Annotated in this window: 28 protein-coding genes; 16 read left to right on the forward strand and 12 right to left on the reverse strand. The window is 68.7% G+C overall.

Annotated features, from left to right (window positions below; all coding sequences use genetic code 11):
- Positions 1-1,080 precede the first annotated feature (1,080 nt).
- The 3 genes from BLS95_RS31985 to BLS95_RS31995 all read right to left on the reverse strand — a co-directional run bounded on the left by BLS95_RS31985 (position 1,081) and on the right by BLS95_RS31995 (position 3,390).
- Positions 1,081-2,055 carry a metallophosphoesterase gene (locus tag BLS95_RS31985; protein ID WP_090939883.1) on the reverse strand — a complete coding sequence of 325 codons (975 nt, stop codon included), beginning with the start codon at positions 2,053-2,055 and terminating at the stop codon, positions 1,081-1,083.
- A gap of 203 nt (positions 2,056-2,258) precedes the next feature.
- The gene (locus BLS95_RS31990) at positions 2,259-2,639 is read right to left on the reverse strand and encodes a PPOX class F420-dependent oxidoreductase (RefSeq protein WP_090939885.1); all 381 of its coding nucleotides are present in this window, start codon (positions 2,637-2,639) and stop codon (positions 2,259-2,261) included.
- A gap of 157 nt (positions 2,640-2,796) precedes the next feature.
- Positions 2,797-3,390 carry a dihydrofolate reductase family protein gene (locus BLS95_RS31995; protein WP_090939888.1) on the reverse strand — a complete coding sequence of 198 codons (594 nt, stop codon included), beginning with the start codon at positions 3,388-3,390 and terminating at the stop codon, positions 2,797-2,799.
- 89 nt (positions 3,391-3,479) lie between these two features.
- On the opposite strand from BLS95_RS31995, the gene BLS95_RS32000 reads away from it, so the two are divergent.
- The gene (locus BLS95_RS32000) at positions 3,480-3,932 is read left to right on the forward strand and encodes a winged helix-turn-helix transcriptional regulator (protein WP_090939892.1); all 453 of its coding nucleotides are present in this window, start codon (positions 3,480-3,482) and stop codon (positions 3,930-3,932) included.
- Positions 3,933-4,074: 142 nt separating this feature from the next.
- Positions 4,075-4,257, forward strand: coding sequence for a hypothetical protein (locus tag BLS95_RS32005; RefSeq protein WP_090939895.1), 183 nt, complete (start codon positions 4,075-4,077; stop codon positions 4,255-4,257).
- A 33-nt stretch (positions 4,258-4,290) separates the two neighbouring features.
- Here BLS95_RS32005 and BLS95_RS32010 read toward each other — a convergent pair whose 3' ends face one another.
- Positions 4,291-4,863 (reverse strand): TetR/AcrR family transcriptional regulator, encoded by a 573-nt coding sequence (locus BLS95_RS32010; protein WP_245765408.1) that lies wholly within the window; start codon positions 4,861-4,863, stop codon positions 4,291-4,293.
- A gap of 123 nt (positions 4,864-4,986) precedes the next feature.
- On the opposite strand from BLS95_RS32010, the gene BLS95_RS32015 reads away from it, so the two are divergent.
- From BLS95_RS32015 to BLS95_RS32025, 3 genes are read left to right on the forward strand one after another with little or no spacing between them, the layout of a single operon-like run.
- Entirely contained in the window at positions 4,987-5,547 is a 561-nt protein-coding gene (locus BLS95_RS32015; protein WP_245765409.1) for a hypothetical protein, read from the forward strand.
- 18 nt (positions 5,548-5,565) lie between these two features.
- Positions 5,566-5,817 (forward strand): hypothetical protein, encoded by a 252-nt coding sequence (locus BLS95_RS32020; protein ID WP_090939903.1) that lies wholly within the window; start codon positions 5,566-5,568, stop codon positions 5,815-5,817.
- 41 nt (positions 5,818-5,858) lie between these two features.
- The gene (locus BLS95_RS32025) at positions 5,859-7,040 is read left to right on the forward strand and encodes a cytochrome P450 (RefSeq protein WP_245765410.1); all 1,182 of its coding nucleotides are present in this window, start codon (positions 5,859-5,861) and stop codon (positions 7,038-7,040) included.
- A gap of 157 nt (positions 7,041-7,197) precedes the next feature.
- On the opposite strand, the gene BLS95_RS32030 is transcribed toward BLS95_RS32025, so the two are convergent.
- The 3 genes from BLS95_RS32030 to BLS95_RS32040 form a co-directional block, all read right to left on the reverse strand.
- On the reverse strand, positions 7,198-9,102 hold the full coding sequence (locus BLS95_RS32030) for a M14 family metallopeptidase (protein ID WP_218136084.1): 1,905 nt from the start codon (positions 9,100-9,102) through the stop codon (positions 7,198-7,200).
- 443 nt (positions 9,103-9,545) lie between these two features.
- A complete protein-coding gene (locus BLS95_RS32035; protein ID WP_090939909.1) occupies positions 9,546-10,574 on the reverse strand; it encodes a sigma-70 family RNA polymerase sigma factor in 1,029 nt (342 codons plus the stop codon).
- 13 nt (positions 10,575-10,587) lie between these two features.
- Positions 10,588-11,328 carry an SDR family oxidoreductase gene (locus BLS95_RS32040; RefSeq protein WP_090939912.1) on the reverse strand — a complete coding sequence of 247 codons (741 nt, stop codon included), beginning with the start codon at positions 11,326-11,328 and terminating at the stop codon, positions 10,588-10,590.
- Between the two features lie 240 nt (positions 11,329-11,568).
- On the opposite strand from BLS95_RS32040, the gene BLS95_RS32045 reads away from it, so the two are divergent.
- From BLS95_RS32045 to BLS95_RS32060, 4 genes are all read left to right on the forward strand, one after another.
- The gene (locus tag BLS95_RS32045) at positions 11,569-12,123 is read left to right on the forward strand and encodes an MFS transporter (protein WP_143043943.1); all 555 of its coding nucleotides are present in this window, start codon (positions 11,569-11,571) and stop codon (positions 12,121-12,123) included.
- A gap of 255 nt (positions 12,124-12,378) precedes the next feature.
- Complete coding sequence (locus BLS95_RS32050) at positions 12,379-13,371, forward strand: FecCD family ABC transporter permease (RefSeq protein WP_483869878.1); 993 nt, start codon at positions 12,379-12,381, stop codon at positions 13,369-13,371.
- The gene (locus BLS95_RS32055) at positions 13,372-14,151 is read left to right on the forward strand and encodes an ABC transporter ATP-binding protein (protein WP_090939920.1); all 780 of its coding nucleotides are present in this window, start codon (positions 13,372-13,374) and stop codon (positions 14,149-14,151) included.
- Positions 14,148-15,131 (forward strand): ABC transporter substrate-binding protein, encoded by a 984-nt coding sequence (locus BLS95_RS32060; RefSeq protein ID WP_090939923.1) that lies wholly within the window; start codon positions 14,148-14,150, stop codon positions 15,129-15,131. Before BLS95_RS32055 ends, BLS95_RS32060 begins: the two co-directional genes overlap by 4 nt.
- An 11-nt stretch (positions 15,132-15,142) precedes the next feature.
- Here BLS95_RS32060 and BLS95_RS32065 read toward each other — a convergent pair whose 3' ends face one another.
- Positions 15,143-15,901, reverse strand: coding sequence for a class I SAM-dependent methyltransferase (locus tag BLS95_RS32065; protein ID WP_090939926.1), 759 nt, complete (start codon positions 15,899-15,901; stop codon positions 15,143-15,145).
- A 124-nt stretch (positions 15,902-16,025) separates the two neighbouring features.
- Here BLS95_RS32065 and BLS95_RS32070 point away from each other — a divergent pair, with 124 nt between their 5' ends.
- Together BLS95_RS32070 and BLS95_RS32075 are read left to right on the forward strand one after the other, a co-directional pair.
- Positions 16,026-16,880 carry a GNAT family N-acetyltransferase gene (locus BLS95_RS32070; protein ID WP_090939929.1) on the forward strand — a complete coding sequence of 285 codons (855 nt, stop codon included), beginning with the start codon at positions 16,026-16,028 and terminating at the stop codon, positions 16,878-16,880.
- Positions 16,881-17,031: 151 nt separating this feature from the next.
- Positions 17,032-17,268: a hypothetical protein gene (locus BLS95_RS32075; protein ID WP_090939931.1), complete on the forward strand. Its 237-nt coding sequence runs from the start codon at positions 17,032-17,034 to the stop codon at positions 17,266-17,268.
- A gap of 386 nt (positions 17,269-17,654) precedes the next feature.
- Here the strand turns inward: BLS95_RS32075 and BLS95_RS32080 are convergent, their stop codons facing one another.
- Positions 17,655-20,516 carry a beta-N-acetylhexosaminidase gene (locus tag BLS95_RS32080; RefSeq protein WP_176993483.1) on the reverse strand — a complete coding sequence of 954 codons (2,862 nt, stop codon included), beginning with the start codon at positions 20,514-20,516 and terminating at the stop codon, positions 17,655-17,657.
- Between the two features lie 531 nt (positions 20,517-21,047).
- Between BLS95_RS32080 and BLS95_RS32085 the strand changes: the two genes are divergently transcribed.
- Positions 21,048-21,461 carry an RNA-binding S4 domain-containing protein gene (locus BLS95_RS32085; protein ID WP_090939938.1) on the forward strand — a complete coding sequence of 138 codons (414 nt, stop codon included), beginning with the start codon at positions 21,048-21,050 and terminating at the stop codon, positions 21,459-21,461.
- 4 nt (positions 21,462-21,465) lie between these two features.
- Here BLS95_RS32085 and BLS95_RS54535 read toward each other — a convergent pair whose 3' ends face one another.
- Complete coding sequence (locus tag BLS95_RS54535) at positions 21,466-21,729, reverse strand: hypothetical protein (RefSeq protein ID WP_143043944.1); 264 nt, start codon at positions 21,727-21,729, stop codon at positions 21,466-21,468.
- A 124-nt stretch (positions 21,730-21,853) separates the two neighbouring features.
- Here BLS95_RS54535 and BLS95_RS32090 point away from each other — a divergent pair, with 124 nt between their 5' ends.
- The 3 genes from BLS95_RS32090 (at position 21,854) to BLS95_RS32100 (ending at position 23,839) form a co-directional block, all read left to right on the forward strand.
- Positions 21,854-22,204 (forward strand): hypothetical protein, encoded by a 351-nt coding sequence (locus BLS95_RS32090; RefSeq protein WP_143043945.1) that lies wholly within the window; start codon positions 21,854-21,856, stop codon positions 22,202-22,204.
- 186 nt (positions 22,205-22,390) lie between these two features.
- Entirely contained in the window at positions 22,391-23,014 is a 624-nt protein-coding gene (locus tag BLS95_RS32095; RefSeq protein WP_090939944.1) for a PadR family transcriptional regulator, read from the forward strand.
- Between the two features lie 165 nt (positions 23,015-23,179).
- Positions 23,180-23,839 carry a DUF998 domain-containing protein gene (locus tag BLS95_RS32100; protein ID WP_090939948.1) on the forward strand — a complete coding sequence of 220 codons (660 nt, stop codon included), beginning with the start codon at positions 23,180-23,182 and terminating at the stop codon, positions 23,837-23,839.
- Positions 23,840-23,846: 7 nt separating this feature from the next.
- Here the strand turns inward: BLS95_RS32100 and BLS95_RS32105 are convergent, their stop codons facing one another.
- Positions 23,847-24,737, reverse strand: coding sequence for a phosphorothioated DNA-binding restriction endonuclease (locus tag BLS95_RS32105; RefSeq protein WP_090939951.1), 891 nt, complete (start codon positions 24,735-24,737; stop codon positions 23,847-23,849).
- Positions 24,738-24,776: 39 nt separating this feature from the next.
- Complete coding sequence (locus BLS95_RS32110; protein ID WP_090939954.1) at positions 24,777-25,265, reverse strand: Lrp/AsnC family transcriptional regulator; 489 nt, start codon at positions 25,263-25,265, stop codon at positions 24,777-24,779.
- Positions 25,266-25,341: 76 nt separating this feature from the next.
- Here BLS95_RS32110 and BLS95_RS32115 point away from each other — a divergent pair, with 76 nt between their 5' ends.
- Complete coding sequence (locus tag BLS95_RS32115; protein WP_090939957.1) at positions 25,342-25,785, forward strand: DUF2000 domain-containing protein; 444 nt, start codon at positions 25,342-25,344, stop codon at positions 25,783-25,785.
- Positions 25,786-25,915: the final 130 nt, after the last annotated feature.

A 25,915-nucleotide genomic window follows, 5' to 3' on the forward strand; every position in this document is an offset into this window, starting at 1 on the left:
GTCTCCCGATTCACATTCACGCGCTAAGGACAGCCCGTACCAGCGTGGATATCCGCTGGAGCCCCGCCTCCTACAAAGACAAGGCGAAAGCGAACGGCACCTCGACTTAGAACCGATTACGACACCCGCGGCACGCCCGATACAAGCTAGGGCATTAACTAGAGCAGCCCGAGTCGCTTCTCGTCTTCATTGGGAACCACATGCAATTCGCACCCATGCGGAGCCGAGTGTGCCGATCTTCAACGATGGCCCCGCCAGGTCCGTGGGGACTCCCGGCCACTCGCACGACTTGTTCGCGAACCGCTTTGGGCGCTTTGTAAGACTGATGCATCTTGACGAGCTGCTTCGCCCATACACGGTCGAGGCAGCCACTCACCGTCTGCATGTAGCGCCGCATCGAACTCCAACTGCCATCTTCCAGACGAGGCAGCTTGCACGTCATCTTGGCGATACGAGACGTCCGGTAAGCGGACTTCTCAATGCCGCATCCCGGGGAGAAGGCGAAGGCTCTGCACGGAAAGCGGCCGGTTTCATCTGCACCGCAGACTGGACCACAGCGCCACCCTGACCGCTTGGCAGGCTGCCGCCCGCCGAAGCACAACCGGCCAGACCGCCCAACCTGACAAGCAGAGCGAAGCCGCTGACCGACGACCGTGTCGGTACCGACGCTACGGCCGCGTGCCAACGCCACGTCGGTCTTCTGAACGGTGTCCAGACTCGCGGGAGAACGTCATGACGCAGAGACGCCATGCGCCGGTCGAACTTAGTGCGAATCTCCGGGCTCTGGTCGACGTTCCGCATGAGCCAGGTGGTCAACGTGGTCTCGCGGATACGACGGATGGTGTGGAAGCCGGGCCACTCAGCGATGTCGAACCCGTACGCGTCCACAGCCTGTGCGTACTCCTCCGGTGCGGGCCGTCGGCGTGTCGAAGACCATTCCGAGGGGGTATTGGTTCGGTTGCGCGAAGTGCCGGGTCGCTCCCGCCCACCCGCTGCCGTACGCGGCGGGTGGGAGCGACCCGGCTCCTCGTCAATGGGCTTCTCCGTGGAAAGGAGGCGTCAGCCCGTCGGCGCTGCGTCTCAGGCGGCCGGTACGGTCCGCTGCTTCCAGGAGAAGACGTTGGCCGACTTCGGCTCGATGGTCACGGTCAGCCACTGGCTGGCGGTGTCGCCGAACGTCTCCAGCCGGGTCAGGTTGGGCACGCCCGCGTAGTTCGGCTCCGACTCCTGGACGTGCTCGTCACCGTGCACGAGCAGCACCGGCTTGCCGTACGCGCGGGAGCGCTCGACGATGCGCTCGCGGATCTCGGTGAACCCGTTGCTCTGCGTGGGCTCGGCCTGCAGCATGAGGATGACGCCGGGGGCGTGGGTACGCCGGGCGGTGTCGAAGGCGTTGTCGATCCAGTCGAGCGCGGCGGCCTTGCGCGCCTCGTACTCCGCCAGTCGCGGCTCCGGCTGGTCGCCGCCGGGCAGCTCGCCCCACGGGGCCAGGCCGTTCGCGCTGCCGACCACGTGCACCGTGGCGAAAACGACCTTCTTCTCGGTGAAGAGCACGTTCTCCACGTAGTCCCGGTGGCGCGGGTCGCGGGCCTGGGTCTCTACCTTCATCGGGTGCCTGCCCAGGGTACGGCCGGCGACCGGGTAGAAAATCCGGCGGACCGCGTCGAGCCGCTCGGTCGGCACGAAGCTACCTGCCGCGACGCGGTGACAGTCGGTCCAGTCGTTGTCGCCGGGGGTCAGCACGAACGGGTCTTCGAAGGTCTGGTACTGCTTCGCCGTCGCGGTCAGGTGCGCATCGTCACAGGAGGTCGAGCCGCTCTTGACGTCGCCCGCGTGCAGGACCAGCTTGACGTCCCGGTCGGCGTTGATGTCCTTGACCAGGGCGGGGAACGCGGCTTCCTGGGCTGCGCCGTACGGGGTGTCGCCGAGCAGGGCGAAGGTGAATGAGGAGCCGCGGCCGGACTGGCCGGCTTCGGCGCTGGCCATGCCGGGTGAGGCGGCACCGGCGGCCAAGGCCGCCGCGATCACGGTTGTGGCGAGCAGGGATTTACGCATATGGGATTTATTGCTGCTTACGGCCGCCGGTCGATGACGCCGAGCCGACACCGCGGGAAACCTTCGCCGACGATCACCCGTCATGGTCCAGAATCGTGGGAGGTCAGGTGCCGCCGGCGCAGGTGCGTAAGCAGCGCGGGTTCGGCTCCTGTAACTCCCGAAGGCGGCAGCAAGCCGGCGCGTACCGGGTGCATGAAGGCGGCTCAGCGGCCGACGGTCTGCCGCTCGGGCTCGACGACGGCGACGATGCGTTCCTCGTCTCGGGAGTAGGGCTGGCCAATGTACTTCGTCGATATCTGGTCGATGATGTCCCAGGCCGAGTCACCTTCGAGCCATTCGATGACGCGACCGCGGACGATGACGGGCTCGAACGGGTTGTCGGCGGGCGTCAGGGAGAGTGCTACCCGGGAGTCGCGGCGCAGGTTGCGGGCCTTGCGCGAGTGCGGACCTGTGATGAAGACGACGTGGTCGCCATGGGTGCCGACCCAGAGCGGGACGGTGTGGGGCGAGCCGTCCGGCAGGACGGTGGCGAGGTGGGCCAGCGAGGTGCCGTCGAGGGCGCGGCGTACGTCAGGGTTGAGCATCGTCTTCTTCTCCTCATGAACGGGTTGCCGGTGAGTGGTGCGGCGTGGTCGGCGACTGCGGTGGTGCAGTCGAAGGCCGGGAAGGGACCCAGCGTCAGCAGCCAGGCGAGCGGGCGGCGTCGGCGGGGAAAAATGGCGAGGTCGCGGGTTGCGAGGGTCAGCAATCGACCTCGTAGTGGAGATGCGTGACGCCCGGCGCGGGGACGGCCTGGACCAGGCGCAGGCGTACGTGCTCGGGCAGCGCCTGGAAGAAGGGACGGCCACCGCCGAGCAGGACCGGCACCTGGTGGAGGATCACCTCGTCGACGAGCCCTGCCTTCAGGGCCTCGGTCGCCACGCCGCCGCCCATGAGGCCGACGTCCTTGCCGTCGGCGGCCTCACGAGCAGCCGCGATCGCGTCCTCGATGCCGGTGGTGATGAAGGTCTGCCGCTCGGTGATCTCCGGGGCCGGCCGATGGCTGAGGACGAACAACCGGGCCGTGGGATGCGGGCCGCCGCCTCCGAAACGGTCGGAGTGCTCATAGGTGTCGCGCCCCGCCACGACCGCACCCACGCGTGCGGCGAGGGCGTCGAAGACCGGGGCACTGGGCCCGCTCAGCCGGAATCCGTCGAACACCTGACTTGGCGTGTCGCCATTGAAGTACCAGTCGAAGAGCATCGTTCCATCGCCCAGCCCGCGCCCGGGGCCGGGGCCGAGCCCTGTGATGTAGCCGTCGACCGATACGGCGTGGGCGCTGAAGACCTTGCTCATCTGCGCAACCCTTCTGAGTTCCTTCAAGAGACTCCATGACCGTAGCACCCAGAGTTCCCTTACGGAACCCCAATAGCTAGACTGACTCCATGCAACGTACGAATTTCGGGGAGATGGCCTGCTCCATCGCGCGCACCCTCGACGTGATCGGGGAGCCGTGGTCGCCCCTGATCCTGCGTGACGTGTGGGCCGGTATGAGCCGCTTCGACCAGCTCCAGGCCGATCTCGGGATCTCCCGCAAGGTGCTGACCGAGCGGCTCAACCACCTGGTCGACCAGGGCGTGTTCGAACGCCGTCCCTACGACAATCGGCCACGCTACGAGTACCACCTGACGGCCAAGGGCGCCGAACTGGTCGACCTGCTCATGGTCATGACCCGCTGGGGAGACCGGTGGCTCGCCGGCGAGGCCGGCCCGCCCGTGCTCTACCGCCACCAGGCGTGCGGTGAGACCAGCCACGTCGACCTGCGCTGCGACCACTGCGGCGAGCCGATGCACGCCAGCGACATCGACCCGCTACCAGGCCCAGGCGCAGCCGTCTGACCGTGGCCTGGGGCCAAGGCCCGCGTCGTAGTCCCCGCCGGCTCGAACTCGGTGAATGCTTCCCCAGAAGTTCTGTCGTCCGCTACTACAGGTGACGCCACCACGCTGATCTGGTCCAGGAGCAGGATGTTCGAAGGCATCAATGACGCTCCGCGATGACACCGCGACCGGCCGGGAGTTGGAGGAGTTCACCCTCCCCGACCTGCCCGAGCGGATCTCGGCCAGGAAGGGCCACCTACTGTTCCACCAGGTTGTTGCCAACACTCTCAGCGTCTCGGATGTCTTCCCGTCGAGGTGTCCCTCCAACACACCCGGGCCCGGTTAGCCGCGTCGAGCGACGCCGTCGAAGACAGCAAGCTCATCTCCGGGCCGAGTTGCCGGGGCCGATGACGGCCTGACTGCTGCGAAGGAACGAGGCGGCGACGGTCGCCGGCTGGTCGAGGTATCCGGCGACCATGGCGCCATCGCGGATCAGCATGAGGTCGTCGGCGACATCTGCGGCGTTCGTGATTCCGAGCGGGGCGATGAGCTGTTCGAACGTCGTCTTGTTCCAGTGGCGATGCGCGTTGACAGCCTTGCGGATCGGGCTGTCGGGATCCGGGTATTCGGCGGCGGCGTTGATGAAGGGACAGCCGCGGAAGCCGGGTGCGCAGGCGATGATCCCGATCGCCTCGGAGATCACTCGCAGGGTGGCATCGACATCGCCGTCGCCCTGCTTGATCGCCTCACCGATGCCGTCCCGCTCCAACTGGGCGCGGCGTTCGAGGTAAGCGACGACGAGGTCGTCCTTGCTCTTGAAGTGCCGGTAGAACGTCACCTTCGTCGTGGCGGCGAGGTCGATGACCTTGTCGACGCTCACCGCGCGCAGCCCGTGCGCGTAGAACAGCTCGCTCGCCGCCTCAAGGAGTCGCTCGCGCATGGGGCTGTTCATGCTCGAGATCATACGCATCCCTCGTCCTCCCCTCTTGCGCCGGACCTCGCCACCGGGCTAACGTCAGCGCCGGTAGAGTTACTAGTCATTCTACCTACCCGTAGTGCGAGAAGAGAAGGAACGATGATGACCACCACCCTCGACACGAACGCCGGCACCACCGCCGCGGCGTTGCGGAACCTCTACGTGGTGCGCTTCGGATTCGCCCTCATCTGGGCGGCCCTGCTGTTTCTGACCGGGCCGGCTCCCGGTCCGGTGAGCGTGGCACTGCTCGTGATCTACCCACTGTTCGACGTCGCCGCGGCCATCATCGATCTGCGCTCCTCCAAAACCGCCCGCCCCACCGCAGCCCTGTACGTCAACCTGGCCCTCAGCCTGCTCACCGCCGTCGGTCTGGCCGCCACGGCCGCCTCAAGCGTGCCCGGGGTGCTGCGCGTCTGGGGCGCTTGGGCAATCACCGCCGGAATCGTGCAGCTCATCGTGGCCGTCAGCCGCCGCAGGCTCGGCGGCCAATGGGCGATGATCCTCAGCGGGGCGATCTCCACGATCGCCGGAGCGGCGTTCATCCTCCAGGCCGGCACGCCGACCGCGTCGCTGACAAGCCTCGCCGGGTACGCGACCGTCGGCGGCGTCTTCTTCCTCATCTCCGCCCTCCGCCTGCACCGCACCGCGAAGAGCGCCTGAACCCCGCCCCGCTGCCGGATGGCCGCCGCGCTCGACTACCGGCGGCTACGCGCGGCCGGGCAGGCGGAGCCCTTCTTCCGGGAGACCGGTCTGGACGTGGGGGACCTGTACCGGCGCCGCCAGGGCTGGGCCTCATTCCGGCACGCCGCCGGTCTCGACGCCGCCGCGTCACCGCCCGACGAAGGACTCGGCCGCGCCCACCTCAAGAGATGCCCACCGGACAGCGTCCAGGCGAACCGTTGCCTCACCCCGGCATGGCTGCGAAGCTGAGCGCACCTCCCTACCCCTTCCACGCTCCTGATAGGGGTCTCGTGAGCAACGTGCTGATCTACAACCCGTACGACTACGCCATGCACGAGAATCCGTACCCGACGTACGCGCTCATGCGCGAGACGGCGCCCATCTACCGCAACGAGGAGGTGGACTTCTGGGCCCTGACCCGGCACGCCGACGTGTACACCGCCGGCCGGGACCACACCACCTACAGCAACAGCCACGGCGTGAGCCTGGAGTTATGGTCCAAGGACATCGCCAAACGCCAGTCGTTCATCGCCATGGACCCGCCCGACCACACCCGATTCCGGGCACTGATCTCCCGAGCGTTCACGCCGAGACGAGTCGCCGAGCTGGGGCCGCGCATCCGGCAGATCACCCGCCACTACCTGCACGCCGCGCTCGACGCCGGAGCCGAGTTCGACTTCATCGCCGACTTCGCCCAGAACATCCCCGCCGACGTCATCAGCGAGCTGGTCGGCGTGCCTGCGGCCGACCGCCGGCAGATCCTCCACTGGTCCAATGAGAGCGTGCACCGCGAAGAGGGCAGCGGCGCCGTCACCGCTTCGGCCGCCGACGCCACGCGCAAACTCCAGGGCTACTACCAGGAGCTCACCGCCGACCGGCGTGCCCACCCCGGCGACGACCTGCTGTCCGCGCTCATCGCCGCCGAGATCGACGGCGAGCGGCTGTCGGACACCGACATCCGCGCCGTGCTGTTGCTGCTGGGCGTGGCAGGCAATGAGTCCACGACCAAGATCCTCGGGAACGCCTGGTACCAGGCCGCCCGCCATCCCGGCCAGCGCAGCATCGCCTTCCGGCCCGGCCGGATCGGCGACTGGGTCGAGGAGACGCTCCGCTACGACACCTCCGGCCAGATGCTCGCCCGGCTCGTCACCCGTGACGTCGAATGGCATGGCACCGTGGTCCCGGCCGGCTCGCGGCTACTGCTGATCTTCGCCGCGGCCAACCACGACCCGCGGGTCTTCCCCGCGCCCGACACGTTCGATCTCGACCGCGACACCACCAAGGCGATCGCGTTCGGCACGGGGCCGCACTTCTGCCTGGGCGCGGCGCTGGCCAGGCTGGAGAGCCGGATCGTGCTCGAAGAACTGGTGGCGGCCGTGCACGAGGATTACGAGGTCGGTACGCCGATCCGCATGCACCACCCCAGCATCCGCGGTTTCCGGTCCCTGCCGACCACCATCAAGCCCCGATGATGGGAGAGCCGGCGGATAACGACGGCGTACTCGTCGGCGAACACCGCGCGGGTGATCGTGTCGATGGAGGACCAGTGGTTGCCCTCCAGGGGCATGGTGTGCGTCGTGCAGTCGTCCCCGCCCCACGTGAGCGTGAGGCGGGGACGATGTCAGGAGATCAGCTCAGACGTACCGTCGCGGAGGACAGGCCGCCGCGAACGCTGACCGCGTTCACCTTGACCGTGTCGACGTTGCCCTTGGTCACCCGGAGCGTCACCTTCTGTGCCTTCCCGCCGTCCAGGTAGAACTCGGGAGCTTCGCCGACGACCCTCGCACCGTCGACCTTGACGGTGTCAGGGGTGACGATCTTGATCTCCTTCGCCTGCTCCAGTGCGGTGGGGATGCGGCCCGAGTTCGTGACGGTGGCGGTGATCTCGTGGGTCGCGCCGTCACTCTGGCCGCCCCTGAGCGGCTTCACCCTCACCTGCGAGAGGCTCACCTGCGGAAGCGACTCGGACAGGTAGAGGTTGAAGCGCGCCTGGTTCGCGGCCCACTGACCGATCAGGTCCGCGGACGGGTTCTGCGACCAGAACTTGGGGTTGATCCCGCCGACCTCGACCTCGCCCAGCGTGGGGTGCTGGATCTTGGTCCACGGCAGGAAGCAGTTGGTACGGCCGTTCTCGGCGCACCACCGCGACCGCTCCCAGTCGGAGAACCTGTCGTCGCCGTCGTAGTCCTTGAAGTCACCGCCGTTCCACAGCTCGTCGCCGTACCAGATGGCGCCGTACTGGAAGTAGCCGAAGTCGGGCCCGTGACCGAACAGCGGCTCGGGCTCACCACCGTTGCGGGTGGCGTAGTCGATGTAGACGCTGCCGGTGTACCGGTAGCCGGTGAACCCGGCGCCCGCCTTGTCGAAGTGCTCGTACAGTTTGCGGTCGCTCGTGTACATGCACTCCTTCGGGTCACACGTCGACGGCCCGCGAAGGTGCATGGGCACCCGCGTGTCCATGCTGTTCACCACGCCGATGTTCGTGTGCGACATCAGCCAGGTGTAGACGTGACGGGTCTCCGGCTCCGACAAGGGGTACGCGCCGGCACCGCCCTGGGTCAGGTTCCGCCCCGTCGCGTCGGCGTCCGGCATCACGTGCCAGTTGTAGGGGTAGTTGCGGTGCAGGTCGAGGCCGCCGATACCGTCCTCGTTGGAAGCACCGTCACCGTCGCTGTCGACCCCTTCGGAGAACATGAGGTAGTCGCCCTTACCGGCGCCGACGTTGAGCATGACGGTCTTGGCCGGGTCGCGTTCGTCGATCACGTGCGTTCCCTTGCCGGCGCCGACGTACTGGCGCATCTGGCTCAGGTATCCGTCCTTGTTGAGGTCCTCGCCGGAGTCCTCGTCGAGCTTGCCGTCGCCGTCGTTGTCCTGCGGACGTACCGACGAGCGGTTCGTCTGGGCGGTGTAGAGGTACAGGTTGTGCCCGTCCGGGTTGTTGACCGGCCTGATGTAGAAGGCCTTCTCGGCGAGCAGTTCGTCGACCTTCTTGTCCTTGCCGGCCTGCGTGATCAGATGGTGCGCGAGCCACAGCGAACTCTCGGCCGAGGACGTCTCGCCGGAGTGCCGGTTGCCTTCGAAGAAGGCGGCAGGTTTGTCGGTGTCGGCACCGGTGGACTTTTTCGTGATCGTCAGCTGGTAGATCGGCTGACCGCTGAAACTCTCCCCGACGACGTATAAGTCGACCAGGTCAGGATGATCGTGGGCCCACTTTTTCAGCCACCACTCGATCTCTATCCCGGTATGGAAGTGGTCGAAGTCCATCTGCCCGGGCGCCTTCGGCTGCACTTGGGAGTACTTGACGACGTCGAAGGTGCTCTGCCCGTCACGCGCGCCGGCGATCGTGATGGTGGGGGTCGTCGGGGTGACGCTTCCCGGGAAGGGGCCCGGGTCCGTGGCCGGCTGCAGGCCGATGGTGTACTCCGCGGCCGAGGACAGCACCTTGCCGTTGAATGCGACGGTGCCTTCTGTTCCCGTTCCCCGCAGGGGCGCATTTCCTATGACGACGGCGGCGCCCACCAGGAGGGCCGCCAATGCCGGGAGCGGGCGCTTAATACGCCGTGGTGAGCGGCGCGCCACCCGCTGTGAATGCGGAATCGCGGGATCGTGAGAGGACGCTTCTCGTTTGTCGGGTGATGGATAAGAGTTGTCGGAGGAGCCCACGGCAAATCTCCTGTCGTCACCTCGGTGATCGCCTCGCCGACCTGGGGCACGGCAATCACGTTCGATGTCGGGGGCGCCTCCCAACGGGTAATTCCACTGATCAAGGTAATCCACCGTTTTCTACCTGTAAAGATCATAATCGGCCTAACTGGTACATCAATCCCAGTTCCGGGCGTTTCGGCTGGTTCGCGCCGTGCGGTGGCCGGCTCCGCGGCCGGCGAACCGGCCTACGGCACCCCGCACACCCCCGGCCTTCGGTCGGTTCTCCTGCATGTCTGCATGTGGGGTCCGTCCGAGCTGGGGCATGGCGACCATCAGAACGAATAACCGCGAAACCCTATTGGTCCGGCCGACCCAGATTGCGGAACTCGGGTGAACGTCGGCACCAGGCCAGGGTCGTTGAAGGCCGTGATGCGCGCGATCTGCGCCCCGATCAGCGTCAGGACCTGGACGCCGTGCCCCTCGTACCGGCCGTCACCCGCGCGCAGATAGGCGACGGCGGCCGGCTGGCCGTTGGCGCCGGCGGGCACCAGCCGGAACCGATCCCTGCTCAGCACCCGGCCGGCCAGGAATCCGACGACGGCCCGGCGGCCGGTGAACCAGGTGTCGTTCGGCGGCATCTCCAGCTCGACATCGGCCCGCAGGAGATCGACCAGCGCGCCGGGGTCAGCCCGGGTGAACGCGTCGACGTAACCTTCGAGGAGGGTTCGGCGGGTTTCCTCGTCCGGCTCGGCCAGGTCGTCCTCGACCGGTCCCGCTTCGGCCAGGCGGACCCGGGCACGGCGAAGCGCGCTGTCGACGGCCGCGGTCGTCGTGTCCAGCATCTCGGCGACCTCGGCCGTACGGAACTCCAGCACGTCCCGCAACGTCAGCACCGCCCGCTGCCGGGCAGGCAGGAGCTGGAGCGCGGCGATGAACGCGAGCCGCACCCCCGTCCTGCCGGCCACGATCACCGCCGGGTCGTCGGCCCTGAACAGCGCGTCGGGCGCCGGTTGGAGCCACGCCACCGACGGTTCGCGGGGAGCGACGGCCACCCGGTGATCGTCCGAAGGCGCGCCCAATCCCGAGGGAAGCGGCCGCCGCGAGCGGGTTTCCAGCGCCGTCAGACAGGCCATGGTGGCGATCTTGTACAGCCACCGGCGCACCGAAGATCGGCCCTCGAACCGGCCGAACGCCCGCCATGCCCGCAGGTAGGTCTCCTGCACCAGGTCCTCGGCGTCATGGATGGAGCCGAGGATCCGGTAGCAGTGCGCGAGCAACTCCGGCCGGAACGGCTCGGCCAGTGCGGCGAACTCGGCGTCCGACAGCATTGCGCCTTCTCCCAGAGATGCTGTGCTGTCCACTGTAGGCGGCGGCTCAGCTGACCAGGCTCAGTCCGGCCCCGCTGACCAGGTACTCCGGAGCGCCGCCTGCGTCCATGGCGATTTCCACGACGGCCTTGGCGACCTGTTCCGGGGTGAGGATCGGCCTCAGGCCTTCGACGAAAGTGTCCTGATCGACGCCCTGGCGTGCGGCGTAGCCCGCGACCCCCACCGTGCCGACACCTCCCAACGGGGTCAGTTGGGGAAGCAGCGTGTGGAACCGGATGTTCAGCCCAGCCCGCTCCGATTCGTCGGCCGCGTAGCCGCGCAGGTATCTGATGGCCGCCTTCGCGCTGGCGTACCCACCGCTGAGCGGCGACCCGCCCAGGACGGCGCCGCTGGACATCGCGACGACCACGCTGCCGGGCGCCAGCGGCTCCCGCAACGCCGCCCGGATCCAGGCGAAGGCGTGCCGGGTGTCGGTGTGCCAGTGGCGGCTGAAGGTCTCCCAGGTCTGCTCGTGCAAGGGTGCCATGTGGGGCGTCGCCCCGGCGTTGAGGACGAGCAGGTCAGGACGGTGCTCGCGGATCACGCGCTGCGCGAGCCCTTCGTCGGTGGCATCGGCGGCGACGCCCGTGAAGCCCTCACCGAGTTCATCGCGTACGGCACGCAGCTCCCGCTCATCACGGGCGATACCGACGACGCAGGCGCCCGTGGCGGCGAGCGCGGCGGCGATCGCTCGCCCGAAGCCGCGACTGGCCCCGGTGACAACGGCGGTTTTCAAGGAATCGGACATGGGAGCCTCCGGCGTGGTGGTCGGGTTTCGTCCGCATCAAGACCAGCCGTCGAGAGGAAATCCGTCGCCGCAACCGAAACCAGAAATGTGATGTACGTCACTGGCGTTGGCGTCCGTGAAGACCGGGATCTGGTTTTATCGCGTGCCGCCCGGCCACCATTCGCGCCGCGTCCTCGCGGCGGGACACGGACCTGCCGGGACGATCGTGCTTGGTAGGGGTTTCATGCCATGATGCCGGTGATGCCCGCTGACTTGATGTTGCGCTTGGCCCGCTCGGCGGTGTTCGCCGTGGTGTGTGCCGGGTTGGCGTCGGCGGCACATGTTCTGGCCGGTGGGACGGTGACGGCTCCGACGCTCGCGCTGGGCCTGGCGGTGGGGCTGGGGATCGGCCTGCCCGCCACCGGTCGCGAGCGGTCGTACGCGGTGATCCTGCCGCTGCTCGGGGCCGGACAGGTGATGTCGCACCTGCTGTTCTCCGGCCTTCCGCGTACGATCCTCTTCGAGACCGGGACGTATGCCGGCCACCACGCCCTCTCGCCGGACACGGGCATGCTGGTCTTCCACGCGGTGGCCACGCTGCTGACCGCGTGGTGGCTGGACCGGGGCGAGTCGGCCCTGTGGGCGCTGCTACGGCGGCTGGTCGCGGACGTCGTCTGGTTCCTGTATCGCCATCTCGTTCCCATGGAGCGGGTGGAGCGGATACCGGCGGGCGCGGAGCACGATCGACCGCTCGGTGACGCCGTACCGTTGTGGCTGTCCCATGCGGTGGTGCGGCGGGGTCCGCCGGTCGGCTGACCCGCCTCACATCGACAACCTGGAAAGCGACCCGCGCCGCGCGTTCTCGTGCCGCCGGGCTGCCGCTGTGACCTGGTCGCCTCGATGAGGCGGGTGCCTTCGCGTTCTGGCTGAATCCCGGCAGCCGTCGTGGGCTGCCGCATGCGCGGAAGGGACCTCATGGCGAGGGACTCGACATCATTTTCAGCTGCCGTCTTACCGTCCGCGAGCGCGGGTCGAAGACGCCTGACGGGGCCGCTGCTGGCGCTGGCGGCCGTGCTGGTTTCGTCCGTTCTGGCCGGTATCGCGCTGGGGCCGACGGTCGTGCCGGTGGAGGACGTCGTCCGTTATCTGGTGGCCGCTCTCACCGGCGGCGGCATCGGGGCGGAGGAGGTGACCGGGTACTCCATCGTGTGGGAGGTGCGCACGCCTCGCGTGCTGCTCGCGGCGGTGGTGGGGGCCGGGCTGAGCGTCGTGGGCGTGGCGGTCCAGGCCCTGGTGCGCAACGCGCTGGCCGATCCGTTCGTCCTGGGCATCTCTTCGGGGGCCTCGGTCGGGGCGACGGCCGTGGTGGTGTTCGGGGTGTTCGCCGGGCTTGGGGTGTACGCGCTGTCGGTCGCGGCGTTCCTGGGCGCGCTGGGTGCGACGGTGCTGGTGTATCTGGCCGCTCGGGGGTCGCTCGGGCTGACGCCGCTGCGGCTGGTGCTGACCGGGGTGGCGCTGGCGTACGGGTTCCAGGCGCTGATGAGCGTGCTGGTGTTCCTGTCGCCGAACGGGCAGGCGGCCCGTACGGTGCTGTTCTGGCTGCTGGGCAGCCTCGGTTCGGCGACCTGGCAGTCGCTGCCGGTGGTGACGGCGGGCGTGCTGGTCACCGTGGTGGTGCTGCTGCGGCACGGCCGGTCGCTGGACGTGCTGTCCATGGGCGACGAGAGCGCCGCCGGCATGGGCGTGGACGCCGCGGTGGTGCGGCGTGGGCTGTTCCTGCTGACCGCGCTGGCCACGGGCCTGATCGTGGCGGTCAGCGGCGCGATCGCCTTCGTCGGGCTGGTGCTGCCGCACATGGTACGGATCGTCGTCGGGTCCGGTCACCGGCGGGTACTGGCGGTCGCTCCGCTGGCCGGGGCCGTCTTCATGGTCTGGGTGGACCTGCTGGCGCGCACTCTGGTCGCCCCCGAGGAGCTGCCGCTCGGCGCGCTCACCGCGCTGGTCGGCGTGCCGGTGTTCATCATGCTGATCCGCCGCCGCGGCTACCTGTTCGGAGGCCGGTAGATGATCCTCTCCCTGCGTGAGCTCACGGTGGAACGGGCCGGACGGGCCCTCATCGACCGGCTCGACCTGAACGTGGAGGCCGGCCAGGTCGTGGGGGTCGTGGGCCCGAACGGCAGCGGGAAGTCCACCGCGTTGCGCTGCGTGTATCGCGCGTTGCGGCCGAGTTCGGGGGCGGTGCTGCTGGACGGCACGGATCTGACCTCGCTCAGGCTGCGCGAAAGTGCCCGCTCGATCGCCGCCCTCGCCCAGGACGGCCAGATCGACCTCGACTTCACCGTCGAGGAGGTGGTCGGTCTCGGCCGGGCCCCGCACGTCCGTGGCAACCGCGCGCTGGATGCGCGGGAGCGGGAGTTGTGCCGCCGGGCCATGGCACGCATGGACGTCACCCATCTCGCCGATCGCAGCGTGCTGACACTGTCGGGCGGCGAACGGCAACGGGTGCTCGTCGCCCGCGCCCTGGTCCAGGAACCGAGGGTGCTGGTCCTGGACGAGCCCACCAATCACCTGGACGTGCGCCACCAGGTGGAACTGCTGACCTTCCTGCGCGAGTCGGGCCTGACCGTGCTCGCCGCGCTGCACGACCTCAACCTCGCCGCCGCCGCCTGCGACCGCATCGCCGTCCTGAAGGCCGGGACGCTGGTCGCCACCGGGGCCCCGGCCGAGGTCCTCACCCCGGAACTGATCCGGAAGGTCTTCGGCATCGAGGTCACGATCGTGGCGCATCCGCGGACCGGTGCCCTTCAACTGCTTTACGACCTCGATGGAGGAACACGCTCGTGATCCGTTTCAAGCCGCTCCTCGCCGTACTCGTGCTGGCCACCGGGTGCGGAGCCACCGTGCGACCGGCCGCCACCGGCGCGCCGGCCACCGTCACGATCTCCAACTGCGGCCAGGACGTCACCTACCCCCGCCCGAAACAGCCGGTCGCCTACGACATCAGCGGGGTCGAGAAGATGTTCGCCCTGGGCCTGGCCGGCCGGATGCGCGGCTACGTCATGAACGCCCTCAGCGATCCCTCCATCGCCGGATCCCCGTGGAAGGACGACTACACCAAGGTCGAACGCCTCGGCACCGAACACATCACCCGCGAGATCGTCGTCGCCGCCAAGGCCGACTGGGTGCTGGCGGGCTGGAACTTCGGCTTCAGCGAGGAACGCGGCATCACCCCGGCGCTGCTCCGCCGGCTGGGCATCGCCAGCTACCTGCACACCGAGACCTGCTGGGAGTACGGGTCCAACCGCCTCAAAGTGCCACCGCTGCAGGCCCTCTACACCGACCTGGAGAACCTGGGCCGCGTCTTCGGCGTCGAACCGCGCGCCAGCCAGGTCGTCGCCGAGCTCAAGGGCCGGATCGCCGCGCTCAGGAAGACCTGGCCGGCGGGAGGCGAACCGGCGAAGGTGTTCGTCTACGATTCGGGCACCGACCAGCCCTTCACCTCGGGAGCCAACGCTTCGCCCAACGACATCATCTCCTCGGCCGGTGGCGTGAACATCTTCGCCGGCCTGGACAAGGGCTGGACGAGCGTCGGCTGGGAACCCGTGGTCAAGGCCAGGCCGGAGGTCATCCTGATCATCGACTACGCCGACCAGCCGGCCAAGGACAAGATCGCCTACCTGGAGTCACTGCCGCAGCTGAAGTCGGTGCCGGCGATCAAACAGCACCGCTACCAGGTCATCTCGTACGGCGAGGCCGTGACCGGCCCCCGCAACGTCAAGGCCGCCGAGACCCTCGGGGCCTACCTGCGTTCCATCGGCCGATGATCCGGTGGCCCTCAGTGCCGTTCGAGGGTGAGCAGCGGCTCGGGGAACACGGGTGCCGGCGCGTCGGGATCCGCGGCGACAGCCTGCTCCAAGCGGCGGAAGCCGGACTCCAGTTCGTCGGGACTGAGCTGGGCGAAGAACGAGAGGGTGCGGAGGCGCAGCCGTTCGAGCATGTCGGCGCGGGTGCCGTAGGAGGGCTCGGTGACCGTACCGAAGCTGGTGACGCGCCAGCCCTCCGACGTGAACATTTCGATGACCTCGTGCAGCGGCTGAAACAGCGCGGCGTCCGCCTCGAAGCCGCGGGGGAAGTGCTCCAGCCACCACGGCCTGGGATGGTGGTCGCTGAAGTTCGCGCGCAGGAGCAGCCGTCCGGCGGGCCTGAGCACCCGGGTGAGCTCCCGGACCGCCCGCGGCTTGTCCTGGACGTGGTGCCAGGACAAGAACATGAGAGCGTAGTCGGCGCTGCCGGACGGCACCGGCATGTCCTCGGCGGAGCCCGCCAGGTATCGCACGTCGGGATGCGGGGGCTGCGCCTGCGCTATCTCGCGCATGCGTACCGACGGCTCGACGCCCGTGACGGGCCCGAACGCCCGCGCCAGTGCGGGGGTGAACCTGCCCGTCCCTGAGCCGACGTCCAGCCCCACCAGCGGGCGCCGCTCGGGCAGCACCGCTGCGAAGGCACTGATCCAGGTCTGCCGCTGCTGCTCGGTGAGCGCGCGGCCCCGCGCGTAGTCCTGGTACTGCTCCGTGTCGTAGTCGATCCGCCTCATCGCCGCTCCCTCGTCAGCCGGGCCACGGCGAACCGTCGGCCCGATATATCGAGTAGATACATCGGCACGATATGCAGTGTCGGGTCATGCCGCAAGAGGTCGAGTACGGCGGGGATCATGAAGTATGCGCCCGAACGACTGGCATCTCACCGAAGACGTCGACGACTTTCTCGCCCGAGCCGGGGACTTCCTGCGTTCGCGTCCCGCCCTGCACACCATGCCGCTGACGGTGATCGAGAAACTGCGAATCCGCGGGGCGGACGCGCACGGCGCCGAAGCCACCGTCTTCGGCCTGCTGGAGTCAGGGGGCGAGGTGAGCGCCATCTTCTACCGCCGTCCGTCCCGTCGCCTGACCCTCACGCCCCTCTCCCCCGAGCAGGCCGGCACCCTCGCCGTCCACCTGGCCGACCTCGGCCACTCCCTCCCCGGCGTCACCGCGGACCACGACACCGCCACCGCTTTCGCCGAGGCGTGGCAGCGGCACACAGGCGCAGCGCCGGTGCTCTTCTCGCGGACCCGTCTCTACCGCCTGGGCACGCTCAACGCACCGGAGCCGTTCCCGGACGGCCGGGGTCGGGTCGCGGACGCGCAGGACCATGAGCAAGTCGTCCGATGGTGCGGTGAGTTCGTCGCCGCCGTCGGAGAGGCTGCCTCCATGGACGCCGACTCCTGGGCCGAATCGCGTTTCGCCGACAAACACTTCACGTTCTGGGAGGCTTCGGACGGCAGTCCGCTCTCCATGGCAGGCTCGACTTCGATGGTCGGTGGCATGATCCGGGTGGACCCCGTCTACACCCCGGCCCACCTCCGGGGTCGCGGCTACGCCGGCGCCGTTACGGTGGAGGTGAGCAGGGCCGCGCTGACCGCGGGCGCGACGGACGTCGTCCTGTTCGCGGACCCGGCCAACGCCACCAGCAACGCCCTCTACCAGCGACTCGGATATGTCCCGGTCACCGACTTCGCCGGGTACGACTTCTAGTCCGTACGGTCTCCTGGGAGCACCCCCTGGCAGGAAGCGGAAGCGCCGAGGCAGCTTACTGCCTTCCATTCGTCTGGATCGGCGATTGCCGGAAGCGCAGAGTTGGTTGTGCGAGGACGAAACACAAACAACTCACAAAAGGACCGGGAAAATGAACCTCACCGCTTCCGCCAAGGCCCGCCGCACCTCCCGCGTCTCGCTCGTCATCGGCGCCGGAATCATCGCCGGAATTTTCACCCTGAACGCCGCTCCCGCCTCCGCCGACAGCACCTGGGACCTCGCCTCCACCGTCAGCACCAGCGACGACAGCACCTGGGACACCGTTTCCAACCTGGACGACAGCACCTGGGACGCCCCCGCCGACCTCGACGACAGCACCTGGGACTAATTACGGAATCGGTGGGCTTGAATATTCGGCTCACATTGGCACCGAGATTATTTGAAGCACCCTGCTCGCGGAGCACGAGAACATCAGGCCGGCCGCACTCGATGAACTGACGGCATCGGCAACCTGGCCCCTCTCGACTCGGTTCTCACCGACGACCGCCTGGCCTTCGTCCACGGCGACGCCAGCACCCCGGCTCCGCTCAACGCACTGGCCGCGCGACCCGATGAGGTCGTCCCCATCGCCGCCGGATCGCCTTCCCACGCGTCCCCCGTAGCCCGCGCCCCGACCGGCGAGCGGCTACCCCCATCTGAACGGTGCTCGTGCCTGATCCCGTCACGGCGGCCCTCCCAGCTCAGAGATGTGGGAGGGCCGCGTGACCTACCGGGCTACAACCCGGCGCACTGCCCCGACTTCGGGCCGGAGGCGGTGTTCGGCCGGCCGGCGTTGGTCGGCGCGGGGGTGTTCCCCGTGCACGACAGTGGCCCGCCGATGTGGTTACCGGCGACGATCGTCGTCGCCGTGTTGTTCTGCACGACGAGCGGGCCGCCCACGGTCGTGCCCTCGATCGTCACCTGACCCGTCGTGCCGCTGACGCTCACCGGGCCCTTGATCGTCGCCGGCGCGCAGCCGCCGTTGCGGTTGCCGAGCCAGACCCGCGTACCACCGGTCAGGCCGGCCGGCCCGGACACCGTGGTGCCGCACACCAGGACGTTGACCGCCCCGGACGCCGTCAGCGGGCCGCGCACTTCGGACCCGGACGCGTAAAGCCCGGCGCCTGCACGCACGGTCACGGGACCGGTGACCGTCGCGTCATCGAGGCACACGACACCCGAGGTGACGGTCAATGGGCCACGGTGCGTCCCGCTGATCGTCTTCGTGCAGGACGGGACGCCGGTCGCGACGAACGGCACGGCCCACGTCTGGTCCTGATAACGGTAGGTGACGGTTCCCTGGTACGCCTGGTCCGCCGGATAGGAATGGCTCCCGCTGACCGACATCAGGCTTCTGCCCTGCCGTTGGCTCGCCACATAATCCCGTCCAGCGATGACGGCGGTCTCCGTCGGGGATCCGTCACCCCAGTCGATCACGGCCGTGAAACTACCGGGCGGAATCGAACCGGCGGTCATACGCGCCAGGGGCACATTGCTCAGCGTCCTGTCCACGCCGAAACGGGCGACCGTTCCCATGGCCGCCGTGTTCCAGGTGACCTGGGATATGGTGCCGAAGTTCACGTTCGCGAACGCCCACCGGGGTCCGGCCGCGCTGAGTCGCTGCCGGTACGCGTCGTAGTCCTGGGTGAGCACCTTGGGAGACCAGGCCTTCTCCAGGATTCCGGCCAGCCGCGGGAAGACCATGTACTCGTTCGTGGCCAGGCCACGCATCTGCTCGCCCCAGATGGGCGCCTCGATGCCGAGGATGTCCTCCGCCTTCGGCCCGCCGTAAGCGGGTTGGGCCCAGACCGACCGGTACTTCTCGTACACCCATTCCGGGTCCCACGAGTAGGACTGGAGAAGTTCCGTACGCGGCGTCCTGCCGGGGGATCCGTCATAGCCGAAGTCGAGATAGGCGTTGTATTCCGGGGTCACGATGACGTCCCGGCCGTGGTTGAACCACTCGGGCTTGATGAGCGGGGGCCCGCCGCCGGTGTAGTCGGACCAGTAGTGGTTGATGGAGGTGGAATCCGGTGCGTACCCTTCCAGCGCCGGGTTCCAGCCCATCATCCGCTTGCCGTTGTCGTTGACGATGATCTCCATCTGCCGGATCCACCACATGTAGTGGTCGTGGCGCATCCCGATGGCCTCGTCCCCGCCGATGTGGATGATCGGTGCGGGAGTGATCTCGGCGAGCTGCGCGATCGCGTCTCTCCAGAACGCGAGGGCCCGCCCACTGGCCGGGTCGTTCGGATCGGTGCAGAACCGGTCGGTCTGGGTCTGGCCCTGGCAGCCCATGACCGCGAGGCCGCCCAGGGCCGCGACCGCCGCCGTGGCATGGGCCGGGCCCTCCAGCTCGGGTACGACCTCGATGAACCGATCGGCCGCGTACTCGACCAGGTCCTTGAAGTCCTCCTGCGTGTAGAAGCCCGCGACGCAGCCCGTTCCGTTGCAGCCCCTGCCGTCCAGTGCCGGGTAGCCCTTGATCTCAAGGCGCCAGGACTGGGAGTCGCTCAGGTGCAGGTGCAGCCGGTCGCCCTTCAACGCCGCCAACTGGTCGATCATGGACTTCGTCTCGGCCACGGTCAGGAAGTTGCGGGCAGGGTCGAGTTGGAGACCTCGATGCGCATATCTCGGGTAGTCCACGACCGTTATGGGCTGCGCCGTCCATGGGCCCGTACCGGGAGTGGGCGAGTAGCTCGCCGCCGGCAACAACTGCCGAAGGGACTGGAAGCCGTTGAACAGGCCGTGCGCCTTCGGGGCCACGATCTTGGCCCCGGCGCTCGACACCGTGAGGGAGTAGCCTTCGGCCGCGGCGATCTCGTTGCCCTGTGGCAGGTCGGGCACCGGCGCGAGGGTGAGGGCGATGTCGGCGGCGGTGGCGGAACCCGTCACCACGGGGAGCGCGTACCCGGTGGCCAGCCTCAGGTAGCCCGCGACAACCTCGGCCGTGGCGGCGAGGCCATCGCCGTCGTCGGATACCACGATCCGGGATTTGGCCGTGAGCTCCCACGGCCGGCCGGTGCCGGGCGTCTGCCGCACCGGCACGGGGATGATCTGACCCACGACCGGCGCCGGCTTGGGGCCGGACCACACCTCGAACTCGTTGATCGTGTATCCGGTCCTGGAGTTCGTGGCCAGGGCCTGCATCCGTACGCAGGAGATCGGGTCCTTACGGTCGATCACCTGGGAATCCTTGTCGCTCGGATTCACCACGTGGGCGACCGTCGACCACGTCTGGCAGCCGGCGTCCGTGGCCACCTGCAACTCGTACTCGGTCGGCTTGGCCGCGGACGTCCAGAGGCTGAACACCTCGTAGACCGGGGCCGGCTCGGCCAGCTTGACCTGGAACCAGTCCCGGGTCGGGTCATAACCGTCCCCGACCGTGGCGTAGTTCGAGGTCCAGCCGTTGTGGGCGAAGACGTCGATGGCGTTGGCGGGCGCGTACGTCGCTTCGGGCCGGGTCGTACGTTGGGATTTGGCGGAGGCGACCGCGCCCGGCTGGAGTGCGAGATTGACGCTCTCGGAAGGTGAGGGAACGGCGGAGGCCGTGGGCGTGTCGGCGAGGGCCTGTCCCACCGTCAGGGGGACGAACAAGGTGGCCAGAAGCGCGCCGATTGTCAGAGCGGGGACTGCGCGGGGCCGACGGCCTCCGCCGTACCTCCGCTCCCGCTTCGGCGATAAGAACGAGAACTGCACGTCACTCCTTACATCGGGTGCCGCGCACCTCCAGCACAGGTCGCTGTCGGGCATTGATTGACATGTCCGGACCACCCGCTCGACAGGGGAGCGTGCGTGCGGGTGTCAGATCGGCGCTGGGGGGTGTCACGCGGCCTGAGGGCGACCGTCCTGGCGATCCTCTCGCTCGACTCGATGACCGCCTCCTTGTTCTTGGGGGGTGACTGGTCTGTACCGGTTGGTGGCCAGGACGGCGGCTATATCCCTTTTATAGGGATCTTGGGTCAGCTTAGACAGACAGAACGGTTCGGTCTATACCGCCGAATATCGGATTTACAACGACGGGGAGTACGGCCCTGTCAACTGGTCTATACCGGGATGCCGTCGAGGGCCTGTGACGTCTTTTCCCCAGCGAAGCGGGTGACGTGGCACTCTCAGTACAGTGTCGGCATGGCGGGTGAGCAGCTGAGTGCGCGGGTGGACAGCTGGATCTGGTCGGTGCGGCTCACCAGGACCCGTTCGATCGCGTCAGACGCCTGCCGAGGCGGTCATGTCCGGGTCAACGGGGTGCGGGTCAAGCCGGCGCACGTCGTCCGGGCCGGTGACGAGGTCCGGCTGCGGCACGAGGGGCGGGAGCGCATTGTGGTCGTCTCCCGGATCATCACCAAGCGCGTCGGTGCCGCCGTGGCCGCCGAGTGCTACGTCGACAAGAGTCCTCCGCCCCCTCCGCGTGAGGAGGTCGTGACGGTGGCCGTTCGAGCTCGTGGAGCGGGTCGCCCCACCAAACGCGAACGCCGCGACCTCGACAGGCTGCTCGGACGCCCGGCGGCGGAGGGACGGGAACACCCGCCACGCCCGGAGTGACCGCTCAACTGGCGAGGTCGTGGAGCGCGCGGGCGCCGCTTCGGGGGCCGGCGAACTGGAAGAAGACCCGGCCGTCGAGGTTCCAGCCGGGCTCGTTGACGAGGATCTTGTCCTTGTGCGCCTCGATGGCCAGCCGCCACTTGTTCATGTTGGACAGGCGCCAGATCCGCACGTCACCTCCGGCCTCCTTGGTGGCGGGCGCGTAGCCGAGCCTGCCCTGCCGGACATCAGGGCTGCGGGAACGGCTGTGAGCGCTCGCTCGCGTCATGCACCGGACGGTCGCGTTGACGCTGGCGACACAGTGTCGTCGCTCTTTGTTGCCAATTGATTACACAGTGTTATTGACTCAGGTGTCTGCGATCGCAGGCGTTCCCGAACAGCAAGGAGCGACCATGAGAACCCTCCTCCGGGGAGCCGCCGTACTCCTGACCATGGCGACCGCCACCTTCGGTCTGGCCCTGCCCTCCGCCGCGGCCCCCGCCGCCCAATCCGCCTTCCCCTGTCCCCTGATTCTCGCGGTCTGCGCCTACGACACCGAGGGCAGCCTCCGGTTGATCGTCGACGACGAGCCCGACATCAGGCCGCCCGTCCTCTGGGCGGCCAACAACACCCCCGACTTCTGGTGCTTCTACAACTGGCCGGGCTACGGGGGCGAACGGCGCGAGGTCGGCCCGGGGGAGGTCGTCCACGACTTCGGCTTCAGGGTCCGGGCTGCTCGCAGGGGCCTGTGCTACTGGTCATGAGGCTCCGCTCCTGACCTGACAGACGCCGCCGGACTCCGCCGCAGGAGTCCGGCGGCGCCGTGTTTCGGTGGCCCCACGTGCGACCCCATTGTCCATCGTGCGGAGCGGCCGGACGGCCGTGGTTTTTCGACTAGTTGACATTGACTAGTCGAATATGGATAGTTGGTCCTGGAGAGGGGAGGGCGGATGGCGAAGAAGCGTAAGGTGGGCAATCTGCTGGCCCTGGCCGTCCTGTCCTATCTGAGTCAGCGGCCGATGCATCCGTACGAGCTGAGCAGGACCCTGCGCGACCACGGGGACGACCGCAGCATCAAGTTCCGCCACGGGTCCCTCTACATGGTGGTCGGGCAGCTCGCCCGGGCGGGGCTGATCGTCGAGGTGGAGACGACCCGTCAGGGACAACTGCCGGAGCGGACCGTGTACGGCCTGACCGACGAGGGCCGGCAGGAGCAGCGCGACTGGCTGCGTGAACTGGTCGAAGAGCCCCGGCACGAATTCCTGGGCTTCGTCGCCGCCCTGTCGCTCATCGGGGCGCTGCCCCCGGACGAGGCCGTCGAGCTGCTGCGCAGGCGGCTGGACCGGCTGGCCGGGCAGCGCGAGGAGACCGCCGCACTGATCGAGGGCACGTTGAGCTCCGGCATGCCGGAGTTGTTCGTCGTCGAGGAGGAATATCGGCTCGCGCTGCTGGAGGCCGAGATCGCGTTCGTCGAGCGGCTCGTCCAGCGGATCATCGATCCGGTGACGGGCTGGCGCACCGAGTGGGCCCGGGTGCACGCCTTTTACGGGCAAGGAGGTGAGCCGCCGGACTGACCCGGAAACGACCCCGGTCGCGGTGCGGGAACACCGCGGCCGGGGTCGGCCTCGCACTGATCCCGCGGGAACGGAACCGGTCGCACGAGGTCGGCAACCGCAAGGCTAGCCGGAATCCTCCCCGCGGAGCACATCACCACGACCCCGCTCTGGAGGAGCTCTGTCATGTTCCGTGCTGCCTATCCGCCCGCGGCCGCCCGCTGGGCGGCTCTCGGGGCGATCGCCGGTCCCCTGGTGTTCGAGCTGTGCTGGCTCGTGCTGGGTACGGTCAGCCCCGGCTACACCCTGTTCGGCCACCGGTTCGCCGATTACTCGCCCATCAGCCAGCCGGTCAGCGGACTCGGCCTCGGAGCGACCGCGCCGTACATGAACACCGCGTTCGTCGCCACCGGCCTGATCCTCATCGTCGGCGTGGCCGGCGTCTACCGAACGGTCCCGGCGCCATGGAGCCGGACCTGCACGGTCCTGCTCGGACTCACCGGCGTGGGGCAGATCATCTGCGGGATCTACGACCTGGAGCAGATGATGCCGCACTCGCTCGGCTTCCTGCTGGCCATCGGCACGCCGGTGATCGGCTTCCTGGTCGCCGGGCTGTCCTTCCGCCGCCTGCCGGGGTGGCGCCGGTTCGGCACCTGGCTGCTGGCGGGCAGCCCGCTGACGCTGGTCCTGCTAGTGGCGTTCTTCCTGACCTTCCAGCAGACCGCGGAAGGGGCGGAGCACGGGGTGGCCGGGCTGGTGCAGCGGCTGGGCATCATCGAGGTGCATGCCTGGTTCGTGGCCATGGGCTGGCTGGCGTTCCGGCGGGCGGAGCGGGGGCGGCCATAGGGCCCGATCAGGTGGTGGTCCCGGCCGTACGGGCGGGTGCGCGGAAGACCTGACGGTGGTGCCAGGTGAGGTGTTCGCCCTCGACCGCCTCCAGGCCGGGCTGCGGTTCCCGGGCGGGGCGGCCGGCCAGGGAGAGCACCATGGCGCGGGACGACTCCGAGCGGCCCACGAACTTCGCCGAGACGGCGATGGTGCGCTCCGCCGTCAGTCCGAGGACACCCTTGTCGAACAGTTTGTGGTGGATGGCGCACAGGCACAGGCCGTTCGCGACGTCGTCGGGGCCGTCGAAGGCCCACCAGCGCACGTGCGCGGCGTCCAGGCCGACCACCGTGCCGTCCAGCCAGCCGTCGTAGGAGCAGAACGCGCAGCAGTACTCGTACGCCATCAGCACCCGGTCGCGGAAGCCCGGGTCACGGCGTTTCTTGATGTCCGTGGCGGTTTCGGCCGTCTCCAGGTCGAGGCCGGCCATCAGGCACAGGTCCGTGTGCAGGGACGGGGCGAAGTTGGCGTCCAGGAGGTAGCGGGCGATCCGCCCGAGCAGGCCGGGCTCCTCCGACAGGGCGCGGGCCAGGTCGGGGTGCAGGTGGCCGGCGGCCCGGCTGTCGCGCAACCGTCCCAGCTCCGGGCCGGGACTGCCGGCGCCGTGGCGGGTGTCGACCAGCCAGAGGCCGTCGTTCGTGAGGTGGTGGAAGGGGTAGCCGGGGCTGGTGTCTCGGGGCGGGCCGTACTCCTTGAGGAGTTTCCTGAGCTCGACCTCGGCGGCGCTGAACGGGATGGGCCGGTTGCCGTGCCGCTGGAAACGGCCCAGCGCGTACAGCAGGAGGAGGGGCTTGTGCGGGGCGCGCTCGCCACCTCTGCTCCAGCGCCGGATCTCTGCGACCCGCTCGATCCAGTCCACGATCGGTCAGTCTAGGGCGATCCTCCGGGGCGCTGCCGCTCATCGTTTGCGCGCAGTACGGCGGCGCGACGGGGGCGCCGGTGGCAGGACCTCGACCGAGGTCTTGCGGATGTGGTCGTAGACCAGGGACGTGCGTACGTCGGCGATGTTGCGGTGCCGCGCGACGTGGTCCAGGACGAAGTCGCGCAGGTGACCCGCATCGCGCACGCCCACCTGGATGATGAAGTCGTCGCCGCCCGACACCACGAACACGGCCAGCGCCTCGGGCAGGGCGGCCACGTAGTCGCGGAACCCCTCGACGGCCTCGCGGATCTTGGGGTGCAGCCGTACGTTGATGAGCGCCTGGACGGGGCGGCCGATCGCGTCGAGGCTCACCTCCGTGTGGAGGCCCTCGATCACGCCGTCGGCGCGCAGGGAGCGTACGCGCTCCAGGCAGGTCGAGGGGGCGAGGTGCTCGGCGAGCTCGCGGTTGGTCTGGCGGCCGTCACGCTGGAGCTCACCGAGGATCGCCGTATCAAGTTCGTCCACACGCGTGGTTCTGGTTGAAGGATGAACGGCTGTGTCGCGACTCTTCTGAGGGAGCTTCGGAGACGGGAGTCGAGGCATGGACGTGCTCGAACAGCGTAGTGACCTGCCCACCAAGCAGCTCGCGGTCAAGTGGGCGATCGTGGTGGACCGTGACCTGCCCAGGGGGCTGCAGGCCAACGCCGCCGCCTGCCTGGCCGCGTCCGTCGGGACGGCGGCGCCCGCGATCGTCGGCTCCGGCGGCCTCGACGCCTCCGGGGGCGCTCACGCCGGGCTGCCGTGGACGGGGTGCACGGTGCTGGCCTCCCCCGCGGCCATCGTGCGCAGGATCCGGGACGACGCGGCGGCAGAGCCGGAGCTGGTGGTGTCCGACATGGCGGACATCGCGCAGTGTGCCGTGGTCTATGACGACTACCTGGCGGAGCTGGCCCGTACGGAGGAGCCCGCGTACCACGCGGTCAGCCTCTTCGGCCCCCGCACGGTGGTGGAGCGCCTCACCGCCCGACTCCCCCTGCTGCGCTGACCATTGCCATGCTCGTGGTTGCCCGCGCGGGCGCGGCCTTGGAGGTCGTCAGTGTCGGGTTCGCGTGTCGTCCGTCCGGCCGGATCGTCTGACGCGCCGTTACGTGCCGTCCGCTCGCGCCGGATCGTCG

The sequence above is a fragment of the Nonomuraea jiangxiensis genome (genome assembly GCF_900099965.1).
Taxonomy (GTDB): domain Bacteria; phylum Actinomycetota; class Actinomycetes; order Streptosporangiales; family Streptosporangiaceae; genus Nonomuraea; species Nonomuraea jiangxiensis.

Excerpts from the sequence above, each read along its gene's own strand:
- BLS95_RS32070 (WP_090939929.1), top strand. The coding sequence starts at position 16,026 with ATGCGCCCGAACGACTGGCATCTCACCGAAGACGTCGACGACTTTCTC.
- BLS95_RS32065 (WP_090939926.1), bottom strand. The coding sequence starts at position 15,901 with ATGAGGCGGATCGACTACGACACGGAGCAGTACCAGGACTACGCGCGG.
- BLS95_RS32055 (WP_090939920.1), top strand. The coding sequence starts at position 13,372 with ATGATCCTCTCCCTGCGTGAGCTCACGGTGGAACGGGCCGGACGGGCC.
- BLS95_RS31985 (WP_090939883.1), bottom strand. The coding sequence starts at position 2,055 with ATGCGTAAATCCCTGCTCGCCACAACCGTGATCGCGGCGGCCTTGGCC.
- BLS95_RS32040 (WP_090939912.1), bottom strand. The coding sequence starts at position 11,328 with ATGTCCGATTCCTTGAAAACCGCCGTTGTCACCGGGGCCAGTCGCGGC.
- BLS95_RS32015 (WP_245765409.1), top strand. The coding sequence starts at position 4,987 with ATGATGACCACCACCCTCGACACGAACGCCGGCACCACCGCCGCGGCG.
- BLS95_RS54535 (WP_143043944.1), bottom strand. The coding sequence starts at position 21,729 with ATGACGCGAGCGAGCGCTCACAGCCGTTCCCGCAGCCCTGATGTCCGG.
- BLS95_RS32005 (WP_090939895.1), top strand. The coding sequence starts at position 4,075 with ATGACGCTCCGCGATGACACCGCGACCGGCCGGGAGTTGGAGGAGTTC.
- BLS95_RS32090 (WP_143043945.1), top strand. The coding sequence starts at position 21,854 with ATGAGAACCCTCCTCCGGGGAGCCGCCGTACTCCTGACCATGGCGACC.
- BLS95_RS32010 (WP_245765408.1), bottom strand. The coding sequence starts at position 4,863 with ATGAACAGCCCCATGCGCGAGCGACTCCTTGAGGCGGCGAGCGAGCTG.
- BLS95_RS32100 (WP_090939948.1), top strand. The coding sequence starts at position 23,180 with ATGTTCCGTGCTGCCTATCCGCCCGCGGCCGCCCGCTGGGCGGCTCTC.
- BLS95_RS32000 (WP_090939892.1), top strand. The coding sequence starts at position 3,480 with ATGCAACGTACGAATTTCGGGGAGATGGCCTGCTCCATCGCGCGCACC.
- BLS95_RS32075 (WP_090939931.1), top strand. The coding sequence starts at position 17,032 with ATGAACCTCACCGCTTCCGCCAAGGCCCGCCGCACCTCCCGCGTCTCG.
- BLS95_RS32115 (WP_090939957.1), top strand. The coding sequence starts at position 25,342 with ATGGACGTGCTCGAACAGCGTAGTGACCTGCCCACCAAGCAGCTCGCG.
- BLS95_RS32095 (WP_090939944.1), top strand. The coding sequence starts at position 22,391 with ATGGCGAAGAAGCGTAAGGTGGGCAATCTGCTGGCCCTGGCCGTCCTG.
- BLS95_RS31995 (WP_090939888.1), bottom strand. The coding sequence starts at position 3,390 with ATGAGCAAGGTCTTCAGCGCCCACGCCGTATCGGTCGACGGCTACATC.
- BLS95_RS32045 (WP_143043943.1), top strand. The coding sequence starts at position 11,569 with ATGCCCGCTGACTTGATGTTGCGCTTGGCCCGCTCGGCGGTGTTCGCC.
- BLS95_RS31990 (WP_090939885.1), bottom strand. The coding sequence starts at position 2,639 with ATGCTCAACCCTGACGTACGCCGCGCCCTCGACGGCACCTCGCTGGCC.
- BLS95_RS32085 (WP_090939938.1), top strand. The coding sequence starts at position 21,048 with ATGGCGGGTGAGCAGCTGAGTGCGCGGGTGGACAGCTGGATCTGGTCG.
- BLS95_RS32020 (WP_090939903.1), top strand. The coding sequence starts at position 5,566 with ATGGCCGCCGCGCTCGACTACCGGCGGCTACGCGCGGCCGGGCAGGCG.